22 protein-coding genes are annotated in these 19,133 nt (G+C 52.7%); 18 read left to right on the plus strand and 4 right to left on the minus strand.

Annotated elements, in window-relative coordinates:
* The first annotated feature begins 26 nt into the window (after positions 1-26).
* Positions 27-3,470, plus strand: coding sequence for a pyruvate carboxylase (pyc, locus tag NSQ51_RS05230; RefSeq protein WP_049624549.1), 3,444 nt, complete (start codon positions 27-29; stop codon positions 3,468-3,470).
* 52 nt (positions 3,471-3,522) lie between these two features.
* On the opposite strand, the gene NSQ51_RS05235 is transcribed toward pyc, so the two are convergent.
* Entirely contained in the window at positions 3,523-4,482 is a 960-nt protein-coding gene (locus NSQ51_RS05235; RefSeq protein WP_049624550.1) for a heme A synthase, read from the minus strand.
* A 391-nt stretch (positions 4,483-4,873) separates the two neighbouring features.
* Between NSQ51_RS05235 and cyoE the strand changes: the two genes are divergently transcribed.
* From cyoE to NSQ51_RS05275, 8 genes are all read left to right on the plus strand, one after another.
* Complete coding sequence (gene cyoE / locus NSQ51_RS05240) at positions 4,874-5,803, plus strand: heme o synthase (protein ID WP_033016191.1); 930 nt, start codon at positions 4,874-4,876, stop codon at positions 5,801-5,803.
* Between the two features lie 83 nt (positions 5,804-5,886).
* Positions 5,887-6,957: a cytochrome c oxidase subunit II gene (gene coxB, locus NSQ51_RS05245; RefSeq protein WP_033016190.1), complete on the plus strand. Its 1,071-nt coding sequence runs from the start codon at positions 5,887-5,889 to the stop codon at positions 6,955-6,957.
* Positions 6,958-6,979: 22 nt separating this feature from the next.
* Positions 6,980-8,851, plus strand: coding sequence for a cytochrome c oxidase subunit I (ctaD, locus tag NSQ51_RS05250; RefSeq protein ID WP_033016189.1), 1,872 nt, complete (start codon positions 6,980-6,982; stop codon positions 8,849-8,851).
* Positions 8,851-9,471: a cytochrome c oxidase subunit III gene (gene ctaE / locus NSQ51_RS05255; protein WP_033016188.1), complete on the plus strand. Its 621-nt coding sequence runs from the start codon at positions 8,851-8,853 to the stop codon at positions 9,469-9,471. The genes ctaD and ctaE overlap by 1 nt, the downstream gene beginning before the upstream one ends.
* 4 nt (positions 9,472-9,475) lie before the next feature.
* The gene (gene ctaF / locus NSQ51_RS05260) at positions 9,476-9,808 is read left to right on the plus strand and encodes a cytochrome c oxidase subunit IVB (protein WP_033016187.1); all 333 of its coding nucleotides are present in this window, start codon (positions 9,476-9,478) and stop codon (positions 9,806-9,808) included.
* Positions 9,809-9,909: 101 nt separating this feature from the next.
* A complete protein-coding gene (gene ctaG / locus NSQ51_RS05265; RefSeq protein ID WP_033016186.1) occupies positions 9,910-10,812 on the plus strand; it encodes a cytochrome c oxidase assembly factor CtaG in 903 nt (300 codons plus the stop codon).
* 49 nt (positions 10,813-10,861) lie between these two features.
* Complete coding sequence (locus tag NSQ51_RS05270; RefSeq protein WP_033010275.1) at positions 10,862-11,317, plus strand: DUF420 domain-containing protein; 456 nt, start codon at positions 10,862-10,864, stop codon at positions 11,315-11,317.
* A gap of 75 nt (positions 11,318-11,392) precedes the next feature.
* A complete protein-coding gene (locus NSQ51_RS05275; RefSeq protein WP_033016185.1) occupies positions 11,393-11,686 on the plus strand; it encodes an Asp23/Gls24 family envelope stress response protein in 294 nt (97 codons plus the stop codon).
* A gap of 36 nt (positions 11,687-11,722) precedes the next feature.
* Here NSQ51_RS05275 and NSQ51_RS05280 read toward each other — a convergent pair whose 3' ends face one another.
* Positions 11,723-12,082, minus strand: a complete 360-nt coding sequence (locus NSQ51_RS05280) for a YugN family protein (protein ID WP_033016183.1) — start codon at positions 12,080-12,082, stop codon at positions 11,723-11,725.
* A 175-nt stretch (positions 12,083-12,257) separates the two neighbouring features.
* Here NSQ51_RS05280 and NSQ51_RS05285 point away from each other — a divergent pair, with 175 nt between their 5' ends.
* The 7 genes from NSQ51_RS05285 to NSQ51_RS05315 all read left to right on the plus strand — a co-directional run bounded on the left by NSQ51_RS05285 (position 12,258) and on the right by NSQ51_RS05315 (position 15,818).
* A complete protein-coding gene (locus tag NSQ51_RS05285) occupies positions 12,258-12,683 on the plus strand; it encodes a CBS domain-containing protein (RefSeq protein WP_033010272.1) in 426 nt (141 codons plus the stop codon).
* A gap of 125 nt (positions 12,684-12,808) precedes the next feature.
* Positions 12,809-13,816, plus strand: a complete 1,008-nt coding sequence (locus NSQ51_RS05290; RefSeq protein ID WP_033016182.1) for a CAP domain-containing protein — start codon at positions 12,809-12,811, stop codon at positions 13,814-13,816.
* Between the two features lie 81 nt (positions 13,817-13,897).
* Entirely contained in the window at positions 13,898-14,281 is a 384-nt protein-coding gene (locus tag NSQ51_RS05295; RefSeq protein WP_033010270.1) for a YlbD family protein, read from the plus strand.
* A 12-nt stretch (positions 14,282-14,293) separates the two neighbouring features.
* Positions 14,294-14,527, plus strand: a complete 234-nt coding sequence (locus NSQ51_RS05300) for a YlbE-like family protein (RefSeq protein WP_033010269.1) — start codon at positions 14,294-14,296, stop codon at positions 14,525-14,527.
* Between the two features lie 40 nt (positions 14,528-14,567).
* Positions 14,568-14,939 (plus strand): hypothetical protein, encoded by a 372-nt coding sequence (locus tag NSQ51_RS05305; protein WP_033010268.1) that lies wholly within the window; start codon positions 14,568-14,570, stop codon positions 14,937-14,939.
* Between the two features lie 145 nt (positions 14,940-15,084).
* Positions 15,085-15,531: a YlbF family regulator gene (locus NSQ51_RS05310; RefSeq protein WP_049624347.1), complete on the plus strand. Its 447-nt coding sequence runs from the start codon at positions 15,085-15,087 to the stop codon at positions 15,529-15,531.
* A gap of 17 nt (positions 15,532-15,548) precedes the next feature.
* Entirely contained in the window at positions 15,549-15,818 is a 270-nt protein-coding gene (locus NSQ51_RS05315) for a YlbG family protein (protein ID WP_033016181.1), read from the plus strand.
* A gap of 37 nt (positions 15,819-15,855) precedes the next feature.
* On the opposite strand, the gene NSQ51_RS05320 is transcribed toward NSQ51_RS05315, so the two are convergent.
* The gene (locus NSQ51_RS05320; protein ID WP_121649920.1) at positions 15,856-16,245 is read right to left on the minus strand and encodes a methylthioribose kinase; all 390 of its coding nucleotides are present in this window, start codon (positions 16,243-16,245) and stop codon (positions 15,856-15,858) included.
* Positions 16,246-16,603: 358 nt separating this feature from the next.
* On the opposite strand from NSQ51_RS05320, the gene rsmD reads away from it, so the two are divergent.
* Complete coding sequence (gene rsmD / locus NSQ51_RS05325) at positions 16,604-17,212, plus strand: 16S rRNA (guanine(966)-N(2))-methyltransferase RsmD (RefSeq protein ID WP_033016180.1); 609 nt, start codon at positions 16,604-16,606, stop codon at positions 17,210-17,212.
* Entirely contained in the window at positions 17,178-17,672 is a 495-nt protein-coding gene (gene coaD / locus NSQ51_RS05330; protein WP_033010262.1) for a pantetheine-phosphate adenylyltransferase, read from the plus strand. Before rsmD ends, coaD begins: the two co-directional genes overlap by 35 nt.
* Positions 17,673-17,811: 139 nt before the next feature.
* Here the strand turns inward: coaD and ylbJ are convergent, their stop codons facing one another.
* On the minus strand, positions 17,812-19,047 hold the full coding sequence (gene ylbJ, locus NSQ51_RS05335) for a sporulation integral membrane protein YlbJ (RefSeq protein ID WP_033016179.1): 1,236 nt from the start codon (positions 19,045-19,047) through the stop codon (positions 17,812-17,814).
* Between the last annotated feature and the right edge of the window lie 86 nt (positions 19,048-19,133).

Below are 19,133 nucleotides of genomic sequence, written 5' to 3' on the forward strand. Positions count from 1 at the left end.
GTTTAATTTAGAAAGGAGGAGAGACGATGAGGACAAGACGAATTCACAAAGTACTTGTAGCCAACCGCGGGGAGATCGCCATTCGCGTCTTCCGCGCCTGCACGGAGCTCGGCATCCGCACTGTAGCCATTTACTCGAAGGAAGATGTTGGTTCGTACCACCGCTATAAGGCGGATGAAGCGTATTTGGTCGGCGAAGGGAAAAAGCCGATTGAAGCGTATTTGGACATCGAGGGCATCATCGAAATCGCCAAAGCTCACGACGTTGATGCCATCCATCCGGGGTATGGGTTTTTGTCGGAAAATATCCAATTTGCGAAACGGTGCCGCGAGGAAGGGATTATTTTCATCGGCCCAAACGAGGATCACCTCGACATGTTTGGCGACAAGGTAAAAGCGCGCCATGCGGCCATGAAAGTGGGCATTCCGGTCATCCCGGGCAGCGACGGACCGGTCGGCGGCCTTGAGGATGTCGTCCGCTTTGCCGAAACGCACGGATATCCGTTCATCATCAAGGCGGCGCTGGGCGGCGGCGGACGCGGCATGCGCATCGTCCGTTCCAAGTCTGAAGTGAAAGAAGCGTTTGAACGCGCCAAATCAGAGGCGAAGGCGGCATTTGGCAGCGATGACGTCTATGTCGAAAAGCTAATCGAAAAGCCAAAGCACATTGAAGTGCAAATTTTGGGCGACCATGAAGGAAACATTGTCCATCTTTACGAACGTGACTGCTCGGTGCAGCGCCGCCACCAAAAAGTCGTTGAGGTTGCGCCGAGCGTCTCGCTGTCGGACGAGCTGCGCCAGCGCATTTGTGAAGCGGCGGTCAAACTGATGAAAAGCGTCGGCTACGTCAACGCCGGTACGGTTGAGTTCCTTGTCTCAGGCGATGAATTTTATTTCATTGAGGTCAATCCGCGCATCCAAGTCGAGCATACGATCACCGAAATGACCACGGGGATTGACATCGTCCAGTCGCAAATTTTAATCGCCGACGGCTTTTCACTCCACAGCCCGGAAGTCGGCATTCCAAAGCAGGAAGACATCCGCATTAACGGCTATGCGATTCAGTCGCGGGTGACGACTGAGGACCCGCTCAACAACTTTATGCCGGATACGGGAAAAATTATGGCGTACCGCTCAGGCGGCGGTTTTGGCGTGCGCTTGGACGCCGGCAATGCCTTCCAAGGAGCGGTTATTACGCCGTATTACGATTCGCTGCTCGTGAAAGTGTCGACATGGGCGTTGACGTTTGAGCAGGCGGCCAGAAAAATGCTGCGCAACTTGCGCGAATTCCGCATTCGCGGCATTAAAACGAACATCCCGTTTTTGGAAAATGTCGTGCAGCATCCGAAGTTTTTGTCAGGGGAATATGATACATCGTTCATTGACACAACGCCGGAATTGTTTGTGTTTCCGCGTCGGAAAGACCGCGGGACGAAAATGCTCACCTACATCGGCACGGTGACGGTCAACGGCTTCCCTGGAATCGGCAAAAAGAAAAAGCCGGTGTTTGACAAGCCGCGCGTGCCGAAATTGAGCGAAACCGAACCGATCCCGGCCGGAACGAAGCAAATGTTGGACGAACGCGGCGCCGAGGGGCTCATTCGCTGGATTCAAGAACAGCCGCGCGTCCTGCTCACTGATACGACGTTCCGCGACGCCCATCAGTCGCTGTTGGCGACGCGCGTGCGCACGATCGACATGCTGCGCATCGCCGAACCGACGGCGCGCTTGCTGCCGAATTTGTTCTCGCTTGAGATGTGGGGCGGAGCGACGTTTGATGTGGCGTACCGCTTTTTGAAAGAAGATCCGTGGGATCGGCTGCTCAAGCTGCGCGAGCGCATCCCGAACGTGCTGTTCCAAATGCTGCTTCGTTCGGCCAACGCCGTGGGGTATAAAAACTATCCCGACAACGTCATCCGCGAGTTCGTCGACAAATCAGCGCAAGCCGGCATCGATGTCTTCCGCATTTTTGACAGCTTAAACTGGGTGAAAGGAATGACGGTGGCGATCGATGCCGTCCGGCAAAGTGGTAAAATCGCCGAGGCCGCCATTTGCTACACCGGCGACATTTTGGACCCGAGCCGGCCGAAGTACAACTTGGACTATTACAAGTCGCTCGCCAAAGAGCTCGAGCAAGCCGGAGCGCACATTTTGGGCATTAAAGATATGGCAGGGCTTTTGAAGCCGCAGGCGGCGTACGTACTCATTTCCGCGCTTAAGGAAACGGTCGATATTCCGATCCATTTGCATACGCACGATACGAGCGGCAACGGCATTTACACGTACGCCAAAGCGATTGAAGCGGGTGTGGACATTGTTGATGTCGCCGTCAGCTCGATGGCCGGCTTGACGTCGCAGCCGAGCGCTAATACGCTCTACTATGCGTTGGAAGGAACAGAGCGGGCGCCGGAAGTTGACATTTATGGCTTGGAGCAGTTGGCCCGCTATTGGGAAGATGTGCGCAAGTTTTATCAGGAGTTTGAAAGCGGCATGAACGCCCCGCATACGGAAGTATACATGCACGAGATGCCGGGCGGCCAATACAGCAATTTGCAGCAGCAAGCGAAAGCGGTCGGCCTCGGCGACCGCTGGGATGAAGTGAAAGAAATGTACCGCCGTGTGAACGACTTGTTCGGCGATATCGTCAAAGTGACGCCATCATCGAAAGTCGTCGGCGACATGGCGCTGTATATGGTGCAAAACAACTTGACCGAACAAGACATTTTTGAGCGCGGCGAAACGCTCAACTTCCCGGATTCGGTCGTCGAGTTTTTCGAAGGCTATTTAGGCCAGCCGCACGGCGGATTTCCGAAAGAGCTGCAGCGCATCATTTTGAAAGGGCGCGAACCGATCACCGTCCGCCCGGGTGAGCTGCTTGAGCCGGTTGACTTCGAGCAAATCAAGCGGGAGCTGCATGACAAGCTCGGCCGCGAAGTGACCGACTTTGACGCCATTGCCTATGCGCTTTATCCGAAAGTGTTTTTAGAATATGCGGACACGGTCGAAAAATACGGCGATATTTCCGTGCTCGATACACCGACGTTCCTGTACGGCATGCGCCTCGGCGAGGAAATTGAAGTGGAGATTGAACGCGGCAAAACGCTCATCGTCAAGCTCGTGTCGATCGGCCAACCGCAGGCCGATGGCACGCGCGTCGTCTACTTCGAGCTGAACGGCCAGCCGCGCGAAGTCATCATCCGCGATGAGAGCATCAAAGCGGCCGTTGCTGAGCGCATCAAGGCCGACCGGACGAATCCGAACCATATTGCGGCGACGATGCCGGGTACGGTTGTGAAAGTGCTTGTCGAAAAAGGGGAGAAAGTGGATAAAGGCGACCATTTGATGGTCACGGAAGCGATGAAAATGGAAACGACGGTGCAGGCGCCGTTTGCTGGCATTGTCAAAGACATTTACGTCAAAAGCGGCGATGCCATTCAGGCGGGCGACTTGCTGATTGAGCTATCCAAATAATGAAAAAGGGATGTCCGCGTTTTTGTGGGCATCCCTTTTTCTCTGCAGCGGATTACCGCCATTTCAGCACGGTTGGCGCTGTTTCCTCGGGCGGGTGAGCCATCGTTTTTCCCGGCGCACGGCGGGTGCGCAGCGCCAAGAGCAGCAAGTAGCTGAGCACGCCGAACAGGCAGGAGATAAAAAACGCGTGCGCCAGAGCCACGTATAAGTTCAACTGAGTGAACACAACGAGCGCCCCAGTTGTCATCTGGGCGAGGACGAGAAAAAGAGCAATGATCCATCCATAGTAGATAACCGGTTGGCTTCGGTAATGACGGATGGCGTGCAGCGCCGCGATGGCGATCCAGATGACGATCAGCCCCGCCGCCAGCCGATGGCCCATTTGCACCCATTCGTGAAACTGCACCGGGAAAGGACGCGTTTTCGCGCACAGCGGCCAGCTTGGACAGGCGAGGCTGGTGTTCGTATGGCGGACGAGCGCCCCGGTATAGACGACAATGTACGAGTAAATAATGATCCCGTAAATATGAACGCGCATCGGCCTGTCAAGCGTAAGCGAGACGGCGGAAAACGTTTTGTCCGCTTCAAAAATGAGCAGCGTCAACAGCAGCACAGCGGCAAATGAGATGAGCGAAATGCCGAAATGCAGGGCCAACACAAAATCGGACTGCCCCCAGACGACCGCGGCGGCGCCGATTAATCCTTGCAGGACGAGAAAAACGAATGAGACGACTGCCAAAAACTTTGTCTCCCGCATATGGCCGATGACCCGCCATGCCCAAACGGAAAGAATGAGCACCATGATGCCGGCAAGCCCGGAGACAAGTCGATGGCTCAGCTCAATGACCAGTTCAGGCGTAATGTCATCCGGCACCCACTGGCCGTTGCACAGCGGCCATGATCGGCCGCACCCCATGCCGGAGCCGGTTTTCGTCACGAGCGCTCCGCCGATCAGCACAAACAGCATGACCACGGTTGTCGCGGCCGCAAACCATTTTAATGAACGTTGCAAAATCTTCACCTTCTTGTATTGAGGAATTATGATTTTGTCCATATTTAGTAAAAAGTGGTGCAGTTGATAACGGCCAACGATGTTCCAAACCAAATCTATTTTACACGATGACCACCGGAAACACAAAATGACGTTTGCATATTGAATAAGTCGATTAAGTTTACTAGAAATATTAATGGGATAGGCAAACGGGCCGGTTTCGCCTAACGGATTCAAAAATTTGACACAAATTATTCAAAAAAAGTTCACATGATGAGAAAAAAATGTGATTTAATATATAGAGAAATAAACCTGCCTAGTTCTTTTGTTTTTTTGTTTTCGTATTTCGGGCATTGGAGCCAAGATCACGGCGTCTGCCCGCCGGGCGGCGCAATGAGGAGGAACAGGAGACATGGCCGAATTGAAAGCGGTGCACCAGGATGCGGCCGATGCCGGTCATCGCTCGCATGTGAGCGTCAAGACAGTTTGGAGAGAGTTATCGTCTGTTGTGAAAATCGGAATCGTCAATTCGAATTTGATTACGACGTTCGCCGGGATGTGGCTGGCGTTTTATTTTACTGGGGAACACTTTTTGGAGAACCTGCATCTTGTTTTTTTCACGCTGTTTGGGGCAGCGCTTGTCATCGCAGGTTCATGCGCCATTAACAACTACATTGACCGCGACATCGATCAATATATGGAGCGGACGAAAGTGCGGCCGACGGTAACTGGAACGATGGAGCCGCGGCGCGTACTTTGGCTCGGAGTTGCCCTGGTCGCCGTCGGCACGATGAGCTTGCTCATAACAACGGTTACGGCAGCGGTGGTCGGGCTCATTGGCATGGTGACGTACGTCTTTTTCTATACGCTTTGGACGAAGCGCCATTATACGCTCAACACTGTCGTCGGCAGCATTTCCGGCGCCGTGCCGCCGGTGATCGGCTGGACCGCGGTTGACCCAAGTTTCCATGTCGTCCCGCTTGTTCTCTTTTTGATCATGTTTTTATGGCAGCCGCCGCATTTTTTGGCGTTGGCGATGAAGAGGTGCGAGGAGTACCGGGCTGCCGGCATTCCGATGCTGCCGGTCGTTCACGGCTTCGCCATGACAAAACGGCAAATCATCGTCTGGGTGGCCTGTTTGCTGCCGCTGCCGTTTTATTTGTTCTCGCTCGGCGCGCCGTTTTTAACGGTCGCGACGCTGCTGAACATCGGCTGGCTGTTTTTGGGGCTGTGGGGCTTGAAAATGAAAGATGACTTAAAGTGGGCGAAATGGATGTTCGTCTATTCGCTCAACTATTTGACAATTCTATTCGTGGCGATGGTGATCGCCACCTTATGGTAAACGTTTGAAATTCTTTCATCTCTTTCATCATGAAAGAATTTGTATATATTTCTACATCAAAGAAAGAGGGGTTTGATTAGGCTATGAACAAAGGGCTGCGTAACTGGCGCTTACTTTCTTTGTTTGGAATGATGGCGCTGTTGCTCGCCGGCTGCGGCAAGCCGTTTTTGTCGACGCTCCAGCCTGCCGGCGAAGTAGCGGACATGCAGTACTCGCTCATGTTGCTGAGCACGTCGATCATGGTGCTCGTCATTGTCGTTGTAGCGATTATTTTCGTCTATGTTGTCATCCGCTTCCGGCGGCGCAAGGGGGAAGAAAACAAAATTCCGAAGCAAGTGGAAGGAAGCCATAAACTAGAAATTATTTGGACTGTCATTCCAATCATCCTCTTGCTGATTTTGGCGGTGCCGACGGTATCGGCGACGTTTAAGCTGGCGGATGTCAAGCCGATGAATGACAAGAACCGTGATAAAGACACGGTTGTGGTCAACGTGCGCGCCAACTTGTATTGGTGGGAGTTTGAGTACCCGGATTACGGCATTATTACGAGCCAAGATTTAGTCGTGCCGACGAATGAAAAAGTGTATTTCAACTTGGTCGCGTCGGATGTCAAACACTCGTTCTGGATTCCGGCGGTCGGTGGAAAAATGGATACAAATACGGACAACAAAAACCAGTTCTGGCTTGTCTTTGACCAAGAAGCGACAGATAAAGCCGGCGGCGTCTTTTACGGCAAATGTGCGGAGCTTTGCGGGCCGTCGCATGCCTTGATGGATTTCAAAGTGCGTCCGTTGCCGCGCACGGAGTTTGATGCTTGGGTCGAAAAAATGCAAAATGCAAAAAAACCGGTTGTGACGGATCCGGTTGCCAAACAAGGCGAGGCGATTTTCAACAAAAGCTGTATCGGCTGCCATGCCGTGTCGCCGGTAGACAAGCGTCCGGAACAGGCACGCACAGCGCCGAACTTGGCGAACTTTGGCGATCGCGAACGAATTGCCGGCATTTTAGAACACAATGAAGAAAACTTGAAAAGATGGCTGCGTGATCCCGAAAGCATAAAGCCTGGAAACAAAATGACAGGTACATATGGCGAACTGACAGAAGAGCAGATTGATGCGTTGACGAAATATTTAATGAGCTTAAAAGTGGAATAAGGTATAAAAGGGAGGTTTCACTGTGAGTACGATCACTCGCAAAAAGGGTGTCGGCGCCGTTTTATGGGATTACTTGACAACAGTCGATCATAAAAAAATCGCCCATCTGTATCTAATCGCCGGAGGATTTTTCTTCCTGCTTGGCGGTCTTGAGGCGCTGTTCATCCGCATTCAGCTCGCGAAGCCGAACAACGATTTCCTTGTCGGCGGCTTGTATAACCAAGTGCTGACGATGCATGGAACGACGATGATTTTCTTGGCTGCGATGCCGCTTGTTTTCGCCTTTATGAACGCAGTCGTGCCGCTGCAGATCGGCGCGCGCGACGTTGCGTTCCCGTTCTTGAACGCGCTCGGATTTTGGCTCTTTTTCTTCGGCGGCCTGTTTTTAAACTGTTCGTGGTTTTTAGGAGGCGCGCCGGACGCCGGTTGGACGTCGTACGCATCGCTAGCGCTCGATTCGAAAGCGCACCACGGTGTCGACTTTTACACGCTCGGATTGCAAATTTCCGGTATTGGAACGTTGATAGGCGGGATTAACTTCCTTGTCACGATCATCAACATGCGCGCTCCGGGCATGACGTTTATGCGCATGCCGATGTTCACATGGGCGACGTTTGTAACGTCGGCGCTTATCTTGTTTGCATTCCCGCCGCTGACGGTTGCTTTGATTTTCATGATGATGGACCGGTTGTTTGGCGGCAACTTCTTTAACCCCGCTGCCGGTGGTAATACGATTATCTGGGAGCACTTATTCTGGGTGTTTGGACATCCGGAAGTTTACATTCTTGTTTTGCCGGCATTCGGTATTTTCTCGGAAATTTTCGCGACGTTCTCGCGCAAACGCCTATTCGGTTATTCGTCAATGGTGTTTGCGACCGTGCTCATCGCGTTCTTAGGCTTCATGGTGTGGGCGCACCATATGTTCACCGTCGGGATGGGACCGATTGCGAACGCCATCTTTTCTGTCGCAACGATGACGATTGCGGTGCCGACCGGGGTGAAAATTTTTAACTGGCTGTTTACGATGTGGGGCGGAAGCATCAAATTTACGACGCCAATGCATTATGCGGTGGCGTTTATTCCGTCGTTCGTCATGGGCGGGGTGACCGGGGTCATGTTGGCGTCGGCGGCGGCGGATTATCAATACCATGACAGCTATTTTGTTGTTGCGCACTTCCATTACGTCATTGTCGGTGGGGTTGTGTTCGCTTTGCTTGCCGGCACGCATTATTGGTGGCCGAAAATGTTTGGCCGCATGCTGAATGAAACGCTCGGCAAAATGACGTTCTGGCTGTTCTTTATCGGTTTCCATTTGACATTCTTTATCCAGCACTTCCTCGGCTTGATGGGGATGCCGCGCCGCGTCTTTACGTATTTGCCGAACCAAGGATGGGAAACCGGCAACTTGATCAGCACGGTTGGGGCATTCTTTATGGCAGCCGCGACGGTTATTTTACTTATTAACATTGTGATTACGACGGTAAAAGGCGAAAAAGCGGCGGGGGATGCATGGGGCGACGGCCGCACGCTCGAATGGGCGATCGCTTCGCCGCCGCCGGTGTACAACTTCGCTCAAACGCCGCTCGTCCGCGGGCTTGATGCTTTCTGGCTCGAAAAAATGGAAGGCAAAAAAGAATTGACGCCGGCTGAACCGCTTGGTGACATTCATATGCCCAATTCGTCGTTCTTGCCGTTTGTCATTTCGTTTGGACTGTTTGTTGCAGCATTCGGCTTTACGTACCATAATGACGCCGGATGGGGCTTGCCGGTCGGCATTCTCGGCCTGCTGATCACACTCGGTTCGATGTTGCTGCGTTCGGTGATCGATGACCATGGCTTCCATATCCATAAAGAAGAAGTGCTTGAGCTTGAGAAGAAGGGGGCGAACGCCTGATGCATGCGGAAGAAAAACTGACAGCCGAGACGTTTCCGGCGGCGCCGGAACGCGCCACCCTTGAAGGGAAAAACAAGTTTCTCGGTTTTTGGCTGTTTTTAGGCGGAGAGACGGTGCTGTTCGCCTCTCTCTTTGCCACCTATTTGGCGCTCAAAGACAAAACGAACGGCGGCCCTTCGGCAGAGGAGCTGTTCCAAATGCCGATCGTATTTATGGCGACCATGCTGCTGCTAACCAGCAGCTTGACGAGCGTGTATGCCATTTATCATATGAAAAACTTTGATTTTAAAAAGATGCAGCTCTGGTTTGGCATTACCGTTTTGCTTGGCGCCGGCTTTTTGGGCTTGGAAATTTACGAGTTCAATGAATATGTGCATGAAGGCCATAAGTTTACGACGAGCGCCTTCGCGTCCGCCTTTTACACGCTCGTCGGCACGCACGGCGCCCACGTTGCGTTTGGATTGCTTTGGATTTTAACATTGATGATTCGCAATGCCAAGCGCGGGTTAAACTTATATAATGCCCCGAAGTTTTACGTCGCGAGCCTTTATTGGCACTTTATCGACGTCGTCTGGGTGTTCATTTTTACCGTCGTATATTTAATGGGAATGGTGGGGTGAACGTATGGCGAACCAAACGAACTCCGGAAATGAACGCGTCGATTTGGCATACCGTCGCCGCAAAAATGCGGAAGAGATGCGCCATCAACTGATTGCATTCGTTTTGATGATTTTGTTGACGCTCATTGCCTTCGCCGCCGTTGGTTACGAAGAGTTTTCCCATTGGTTTGTCGTTCCGTTTATTTTGTTGCTTGCCGCTGTGCAAGTGGCGTTCCAGCTTTATTATTTCATGCATATGAGCCATAAAGGCCACGAATTCCCGGCGATGTTTATTTACGGCGGTGTGGCGGTTATGCTTCTACTTGTTTGGGCGTTTACAACAGTTATTTGGTGGTAAGAAAAGGGGGAATCGGTTTTGCGCCGGTTTCCCCTTTTTCAATAGCCTTGGCGCGGCGTCGTGTAGTATAATGGGAAAGGACAAATCAGGAGGGGATTCGTATGTTTCAATCGCTGCAAATGTTTGGCCCCGTCGCCCTTTGGAGTCCGTTTTTTTTGCTTGTGTTAGCGGCGGTTGCGTTGCTGTACATTGGGATCACCGGGCCATGGCGGCAGCGCTTTGGCCTTGATGATCCGGTTCCGGGCAAACAGAAGGCGTACTTTTTGGTCGGCATCGCGCTCCTTTACGTATGCAAAGGTTCGCCGCTTGATCTGCTCGGCCATTTATCGTTTACTGCTCATATGGTGCAAATGGCGGTGCTGTATTTGATCGTGCCGCAATGTTTCATTTTAGGCATTCCGGCGCCGCTGTATGAGCGCCTCTTCCGTTTCGCCGCGGTGCGCCGCCCGTTTCAGCTGCTGACGAAGCCGGTCATCGCTCTACTGCTGTTTAACGGCTTGTTTTCGCTTTACCATGTGCCGATGATTTTTGACACCGTTAAAATGAATATGATTTTGCACGCTGTCGTCACTACGGTCATTTTTGTCGCCGCGTTTTGCATGTGGTGGCCGCTTGTCAACAAGCTGCCTGATTGGCAAACGTTGTCGGGATTGAAAAAAATGGGCTACATTTTCGCCAATGGTATGCTGTTGACGCCGGCTTGCGCGCTGATCATTTTTACGGACACGCCGCTTTATGCGACGTACACCGACCCGAAGGCATGGATGGCTTCTTTGGCGCTTTGCGTGCCGCAAGGGACTTTGGCGTCGCTTGATTTGACAGGCCCGCAAATGTTCTTGTCGATGTCGCCGTTTCATGACCAACAGCTCGGCGGGGTATTGATGAAAATTATTCAAGAAATCGTATACGGGATCATGCTGTTCGTTGTTTTCAGCGAATGGTATCGGAAAGAGCGGGAAAAAGAACCGAACATGGGTATGGAGCCGCGGCCGACGAAATTGTAAACCGGTGTTGGCTGCAAGGGGATGAGTTGAAAGGAAAGGGAGAGAACGGATGGCGATTTTACCGACGATCAGCACAAGTTGCATCGTGATCAGCGCTTTGCTTGTTGCTTACGGCTGGTATTTGATCAGCCGCAAACGGACGGAAGCGCATAAAAAGGTGATGTTGGCCGCCGCCGTCTTTGCGCTGTTGTTTTTTATCATTTACATGTCGCGGACGTTGTTTATTGGCAATACGAGCTTCGGCGGACCGGAGAATGTCAAAGTCTATTATACGGTGTTTCTTATTTTCCATATCATGTTGGCGACAGTGGGAGCCGTATTTGGCCTTGTGACGATCTGGACGGGGCTGAAAGACAGCCGCTCCCGCCATCGCCGGCTTGGGCCGGTGACGAGCATTATTTGGTTCGGCAGCGCTTCGACGGGGGTCATCGTGTATTTGCTTCTTTACGTCCTGTACCCGGGTGGGCAGACGACCTCGCTGATTAAAGCAGTGCTCGGATTTTAGAGGCAAGTGGCATCGGCCGGCCGGATCGCATAACATAACAAAAATAGCTCATACGCTGCGGGGGGGGGGAGTGCGGTGAAGACGTTCCGGCATCGGAAGCGGAGCGCCGTAGAAGCGACGCTGTTGACGATTGTCATGATGTGTGTGCGGGAATGGGAAGACGTTGTAATGGACGATTGCGAAATATTTGTAGCTGTTTCACAAGAGGACCGCTGCCGCATCAGCGTGAAGCTATCCGTCCGGTATGGGGCGTCGGTACTCGCGGTTTGCCGGCAGCTGCAGCAGCAAATTGCTGAGGAGATCGCCGCGATGACGCCATACAGCGCCGAGTCGGTCGATGTGACGGTCAAACGGCTTGTCGCGACGTAAAAACGCATGAGAAAAGAGCTCTCATGCGTTTTTTCTTTACTCTTTCGTCTTTTCAATTTCGCGTTTGACTTGCTCCAATACTTTTTGGCATTGGCCGACAAGGGAAGATGGAAAATGCTCATCTTCGCCATATTCAACGCCATGCGGATAGTAATGTTTCCCTAAAATCGGTGTGAGCAGTTTAATGAGTGCATAGCGCGAGTCGACATCCCCTTCGATCGCGTACCCTTGAACACGCAAATAGTATGTTCCCTCTTTAATCACGTATTTCCGGTCGTATGTGACCCGTTCGTAATCCCACTGCGCCGCGCGTACAAAACCGTGGCGCGCCATGATGTCATCAAGGAGGGACAGTTCAACCGTTTGATTTTCAAGACCGCTATTGTCAAATTTCATGTTTCTTCCTCCTAACAACGCAGGTATGTAAAGCGCCAAAAAGGAAATCGTCCCCTCATTTATAATAGTACGAAAACGGTTTGCATTTCAACGAATTGTTTGCCATTGTTTCTGTTTTGCTTGCATTTTTTCTCGCTGCCGGATGCACAATAAAAGCAGAAAGGAGAGACGGACAATGCAAACGGTTCGGGACATCATGTCGACGGATGTACAATATTGCACCCCGCTTGACAACATGTATGAAGTGGCTGTAAAAATGCGTGAATTTAATGTTGGCGCCATTCCGATCGTCGATCAAGGCCGCCTCGTCGGAATGATTACGGACCGCGATTTAGTCGTGCGCGGCATCGCGGAAAAACATCCGGGTTCAACGGCGGTGACCGAAGTGATGAGCCGCGAGCTGGTGACGGTGTCGCCGGACGATTCCGTGCAAAAAGCGGCGGACATCATGGCGCGCCATCAAATTCGCCGTCTCCCGGTCGTTGAAGGCGGCCGTTTAGTCGGCATCGTTGCCCTCGGCGACTTGGCGACGAACCGTTATTCGGATGAGAGCGCCGGCCGTGCGCTTAGCGAGATTTCTGAACAACATCGCGTCCATTGACTGAATACGGACAGACATTGTTTCTTGAAGGGAAGGGCGGTCTTTTTGGACGCCCCTTTTTTTTGCCTGTGAAAAACGGCTATAATGGCAATAAGGAGATTGTTGCAGAAAGCGGGAGTTGCCGTGTGAAATGGTTTTTTCTTTTTTTGTTCTTATTGATCGGGTTTTACTATTTTGTGCCGAGTCCGCCGCCGCAAAGCCCTCCGGAGCAGCCCAAAACAAATGGATACACGCTGAAAGAACCGAAAGCAACCGCCGGCGTCGCTGTGTTGATCGGCCGGCCGGCGCAAGAGGCGGAAAAGCAGTTCGGCGCGCCGGATCGAATTGATCCGTCAGCTTATGGCTACGATTGGTGGGTGTACAGCCGCCGCCCTGAATCGTATTTCCAAATCGGGGTGCTTGGCGGCAAAATCGTCACGGCTTTAGTCGGCGGGGAAAAGGTGAACGTCGAGCCGTTTGCGATTGGCCAGCGTCTGCAGACGATTTTCCAAACGATGCCCGTCCTGTCCAACATTAAGATTACACTAAACAGCGGGACGTACCGGTTTGAGCTGTCGGAACAAGATTATTCCTCAAGACCGGTCGTTAAAGTGGGAGAGGCGTATGCCCAGCTGTACATCGACCGGTTTACCGGCCGTGTGGCCGCTGTTCGCCTCATGGACGCAGAAACGTTTGTGAAACTGCGGCCGTATGAGCTTGTGTACCGCGGCCGCCTGCCCGCGGCTACCCCGTTGTCAGAGAAAGAACAGCGGCAGGTCGATGCGGCCAATGCGAAGCAAATTTTTGACTGGACGAACTTGATCCGCCGCCGTCATGAGCTCCCCCCCCTTGTCTGGGACAGCAAAGCCGCCATGGCTGCCGCCAAGCATAGCCAGGATATGCATGACCACCAGTTCTTCTCTCATGAATCGCCGCAATACGGCGATTTATCCAAACGGCTTGGCGCCTTGGGCGTTTCATTTCAGCTCGCTGGGGAAAATATTGCCGCTCATCAAGTAGATGGCGTCGAGGCGACGGTTGGGTGGCTGAACAGCCAAAAGCACCGGGAAATTATGCTGAATGCGGAATTTACCCACCTTGGCGTCGGCGTTTATGCCGATTATTATACGCAAAATTTCCTGACGCCGCTATGAAAATTTGGGCGCACCTTTGCCTGCTGGGAGCGATATGATATGGCAGATAGGCATGAGTGGATGAAAGGGATGAAAACGGTTATGGCCAAGCCTCTGCATCCTTCCGTTGAACAGTTCAAACAGTTTGTCAAAAAACACCCGAAACTCATTCAAGAGGTGCGCAGCGGCAAAAAGACGTGGAAGCAAGTGTATGAGGACTGGTACTTGTTCGGAGAGGATGACGACATATGGGAACCGTACCGAGACGCAGGCGGCAAGGAGAAAAGAGAGGAAAAGGGAGCAAGCAAATGGCTTGATAAGCTCGCGGCGATGCTTGGACAGCTTGACGCGGCAGAAGTGCAAAAACACTTGGCAAGCGTCCAACAGGCCCTCGCTGCGATCCAGGGCATTCTGTCTGAATTTCAAGGAGCCAGTCCGCAACGGCCCAACAAAGAGGAGCATCCGTTTTCGTTTCGCCAAGACTAAAGGGTGGTAGCAATGAGAAGAGATGTATGGCAATATGTGCAGGCAAACCCGATGTTGCGCGCGTTTGTTCGTGAACAGCCGCGCTGGTACCGGCTGCTCGCTCGCCGTCCGCACGAGCTGTCGGCGCTCCAGTTGGCCGCCTTGCGCCATTACGGGCAGACGATCCCCGATAAAGTAGAAAAAATTTCCCAATCGTTGCAGATGGCCTCTCTCATGTGGCAAATGTTTAAAGCGCTGCGCGACTAATTTGGCGGCAAACGGCAAAGACTAGCTCTGAAAGGGAGTGATGCCTTTGCCGAAATGGCTTGTATGGTTCGGGTGTGTGGTGCTGTTATGGGCGTATGCCGGCGGACGGCCGGAGACGGCAGCGGCCGCTGTTCATGCGCCGACAGCGAATCACCCATGGCATGTCAAATATGAAGTGAAAGGGCATGACGTGCTCGTGGAATGTTTGGCCGCGCAATTTCCGTTTCGCAAAGGAGAGGGGGGCGGCCATATCAACGTGTATCTCAATGGACAGAAAATGACGGAAGTGTATACGGCCGCCTTTATCGTGCGCGGCCTGCCAAGCGGAAAGCATATGATCCGCCTTGAGCTCGTCTATAACGATGGAAAGATGACCGGCATGATGCATGAATTTGAAGTGACGATCCCGTAAAGCTCGACAGGAGACAAGGCTATCCGGCAGAGTCTCTTTCTGCCTTCGGATAGTCTTTTTTTGCGCTCTTCTTTTCCTTCATGATCTCCTCCCTTTCCATTTTCCTTTTATTCATGGTATGATGAAAGATGGAGGTGCTATATTTGTGAGGATCGCTACTCTCGAGCGCATCGAGATTTTGGATAAAGCAGAATCGTTGGCGAAAATGGTTATTGAGTCGGAGGTGGCGGATGAATACCGCCGCGCGTTTCGGCGGCTCAAACAAGACCGCCGCGCTCAGCAGCTGATCGCCCGTTTCGTCAAGCTGAAAGAGCGGTATGAGGAGGTGCAGCGCTTCGGCAAATACCATCCCGATTACCGCAACGTGATGAAAGAAGTGCGTGAGGCGAAACGGGAGCTTGATTTGCATGAGACGGTGGCCGCCTTTAAAGAGTCGGAAAAAGCGCTGCAACAGCTGCTTGATGACATTAGCGTGTTGATCGGCAAGGCTGTCTCGGAACATGTCAAAGTGCCGACCGGGAACCCGTACTTCCTGTCAGCCGGCTGTTCCGGCGGCTGCAGATCCGGCGGAGGCTGCGGCTGCCGAGCATAGAAAAAGGGGAAAGGACTATGTTTCCAAAACGGCAAGGGATTATCGTTTGGCTTCATTCATTGAAATACGGGAAGCAGCTGCGCAAATTCGGCAACATTCACTATATTTCAAAGCGGCTGAAATATGCCGTTCTGTACTGCGACATGGAGCAAGTCGACCATGTGATGAAAAAACTGGCGGCGCTCCCGTTCGTCAAACTCGTTGAGCCGTCGTATCGTCCGTTTTTAAAGCTGGAGTTTGAATCGAAAGGGGAGAAAGAGAAAGACTCCCCGTATCCGCTTGGATGAAAGAAAAGAGCGGGCCTTAGCCCTGCTCTTTTTTTGGCTATTGGAGCGGCGGGATGAAGCGGTTCATTCGCATAATGCCGATTAAGTGCTGATAATATAAGTCGAGTTCCGCGAACATCGTTGACGGCTTGACGTCGAGATGGATGACGCCAAAGCCAAGCTCTTTCGCGGTTTCCGCAAACAAATCGTACCGTTTGTTCGGTTTGACGGAGGGATCGGGAACACCTTCACGGCAAATGTAAAGCGGTTGAAAGTCGCCCGGGTCGGTTGGGTGGAGCACAACAACCAAGGAGACGACCGCCTGGCCTTTTTTCACCGTATGGAAAGCAAAAAAGCCGGATAAACGGTGGTGGTTGGCGCGCGCCAGCTCCATCAGCTCATATATATCGGAATAGCCTTCGCCAAGTTCGATAAAACGCTGGATCATGTACGGTCCTCCTTGCGATCATCGTCCATTCATAACTTTACCGGCCCATTGCAGAAATTGCAATCAAAAAAAAACCTTGCGGACAAACGATCCGCAAGGCCCTTTCCAATTCCTTGCCTCCGCGCGGGGCGGAACAGGGAACGGAAAGAAAAAGAAAAGGGAGAGGAGAAACCGGAGGAAGAACTTATGGGGAAACGTAAGTCTTCTCCGTCATTGGCAACAACGCCATCTACGGTGTTGCCATTACTCATTATGGACGGTTTTCTGATTTCTATACACGCGGCTATGAAAAATTCTCAAGTTTGACTATAATAAACATGATAAGACGACCATGAAAACAACGAATTAGGTGAACGCAATGAGAGTCATTTCCGGAACATGCAAAGGTCGGCATCTGCAAGCGGTTCCAGGATTGTCGACGCGGCCGACGACCGACAAGGTGAAAGAAGCGGTTTTTAATATGATCGGTCCGTATTTCGCCGGCGGCATCGGCCTCGATTTGTTCGCCGGAAGCGGCGGCTTGGGCATCGAAGCGCTTAGCCGCGGGCTTGAGCGCGTCATTTTCGTCGATCATGACGGAAAGGCCGTGCAGACGGTCCGAAAAAACGTTGCCGCCTGTGGACTTGAGCGCCGGGCGGAAATTTACCGCAACGACGCCGAGCGGGCGTTGAGGGCGGTGGCGAAGCGAGGCCTGCGCTTTTCCGTCATCTTTCTCGATCCTCCGTACAAGGAGAAAAAGTGGCCGGCGCTGTTATCGTTTATCGACAATCACGATTTGTTGGAGGACGATGGCGTTGTCGTTGCCGAACATTTGGCTGAGGTCGAGCTGCCGGAAGAAGTCGGCCGCTTGAAGCAGTGGAAGCGGGAAACATACGGCATCACCGGCGTCACTATTTACCGCCGGACTGACGAACAGAAAGGGGACGAACGCGATGGCGAGCATTGCCGTTTGCCCGGGGAGCTTTGATCCGGTGACATACGGGCATTTGGATATTATCAAACGGGGGGCAAAAGTATTTGACAAAGTTTATGTGGCGGTGTTAAACAATTCCTCGAAAAAGCCGCTGTTTACGGTTGAGGAGCGGATGGAGCTGCTGCGCGAGGTGACGCGGACGCTAGAAAACGTGCATGTCGAATCGTTTCACGGCCTGCTTGTTGACTATGCCCGCAGCAAAAACGCCAACGCCATTTTGCGCGGTTTGCGCGCGGTGTCTGACTTCGAGTATGAAATGCAAATTACATCGATGAACCGCGTCTTGGACGAGAACATTGAAACGTTTTTTATGATGACGAACAGCCAGTATGCGTTTTTGAGTTCAAGCATCGTCAAGGAGGTCGCTAAATATAACGGCGACATCTCCGAACTTGTGCCGCCGGTTGTCGAGGCGGCCCTGAAGCGGAAATTCGCCTCGATGGCCGCCGATTGACGGCTAGGAAAAGGCTGTTCTGTCCAAGGGCGGAACCGATCCGCCGATCCCTTATTTTGCCGGCGGAGAAGCGGGATGCAAAAGCATCGAGAGCCGCCCCGGCGGCCGGATGGCGCCGCGGGGCCGGCAGCGCGGGCAGTCACAAGCGTCCGCGCGTTTTGTTGCTTGCGTTGGCGGCGAGCCATATATAAAGGCACAGAAACAGCATCGTGGCCAGTGGCCCATAGTGCTGCAGCCATTGCCATCTTTCGTGCCAGACGCTCTCTGCGGCGGCGTGCCAAAACACCGGAATATTGCCGGTTTCGTTGCCTGCCGCCCGAAGGTACAACGGCTCCCAAAGCAAATATGTAAATGAAGCCGCAAAAACTCCATGCAGAAAACGGGCGATGAAAAACGGTTGAAAGCGGATGTTGGCCTCAGCGAGAATGCTGGCCACTTGCGCTTGAACGGAAAAGCCACCGAAAGCCAAGACGAAGCTGACGGCCACCGCCTTTTCCAGCAGCTCGGCTTCATCTGTCTGGCTGATCATTTGGCTGCCGAGCGTAATTTCAAACAACCCGGAAAAAATCGGAATATCAAGCTGCTCCGGAAGCTGGACGAGCCGGAGCAGCTGGCGCAGCAAGGGGGCGAGCTGCTCGGTCAAGTGCATCATATACAACAATTGGTTGACGACGGAAAAGAGAATAATAAAGCCGCCGATCATCAACAACGTTTGAACGGAAGAGTGGACGGCATCGCCGAGCAGCTTGCCAAGCGGCTGTTCATTCTTCAGCCGCGTTTTGTGGAGCGTGCGCAGCGCATACGGGAGCGAAAACGAGCGCGGCCGCCGCTTCGGCTGCCCCCGTTCTTTCCGGATGCCGTGAAAGCGCATCACTAGTCCGACGGCAATGTTCCCTAAATAATGGGAGACGGCCAGCAACAAACCAAGCTGCGGATTGTTAAAAAACCCAGCTGAAACAGCCCCAAATATAAATAGCGGGTTGGAAGAATTGGTGAACGAGGAGAGCCGCTCGGCCTCGATGGTCGACAGTTGTTTTTCTTGATACAGGCGGGCGGTCAGCTTCGCCCCCGACGGGTAGCCGGATGCCATCCCCATCGCCCAGGCAAACCCGCCGACGCCTGGGACGCGAAAAAGCGGGCGCATCAGCGGCTCCAGCAAGACGCCGAGAAAGCTAACGACGCCAAAGCTGATGAGCAGCTCCGAGACAATGAAAAACGGCAGGAGCGACGGGAACACGACTTCCCACCACATATTTAACCCGCGAATGGATGCTTGGAGCGACTGTTTTGGATAACAAATGAGCGAAAAGGCGAATAACGTCACAGCGGAAGCGAGCAGCGCCGTTTTTAGTTTCGCTCTCCAGTTTCGCTTCAATGTTCTCCCCCCTTTTTTTGCCGTGCGGCCTTGCGCGGTACAACCTCATATAACCTAATATACGAGCATAGGGGGGCGGTTTAGAC

The organism is Geobacillus sp. FSL K6-0789, assembly GCF_038593135.1.
GTDB classification, from domain to species: domain Bacteria; phylum Bacillota; class Bacilli; order Bacillales; family Anoxybacillaceae; genus Geobacillus; species Geobacillus stearothermophilus.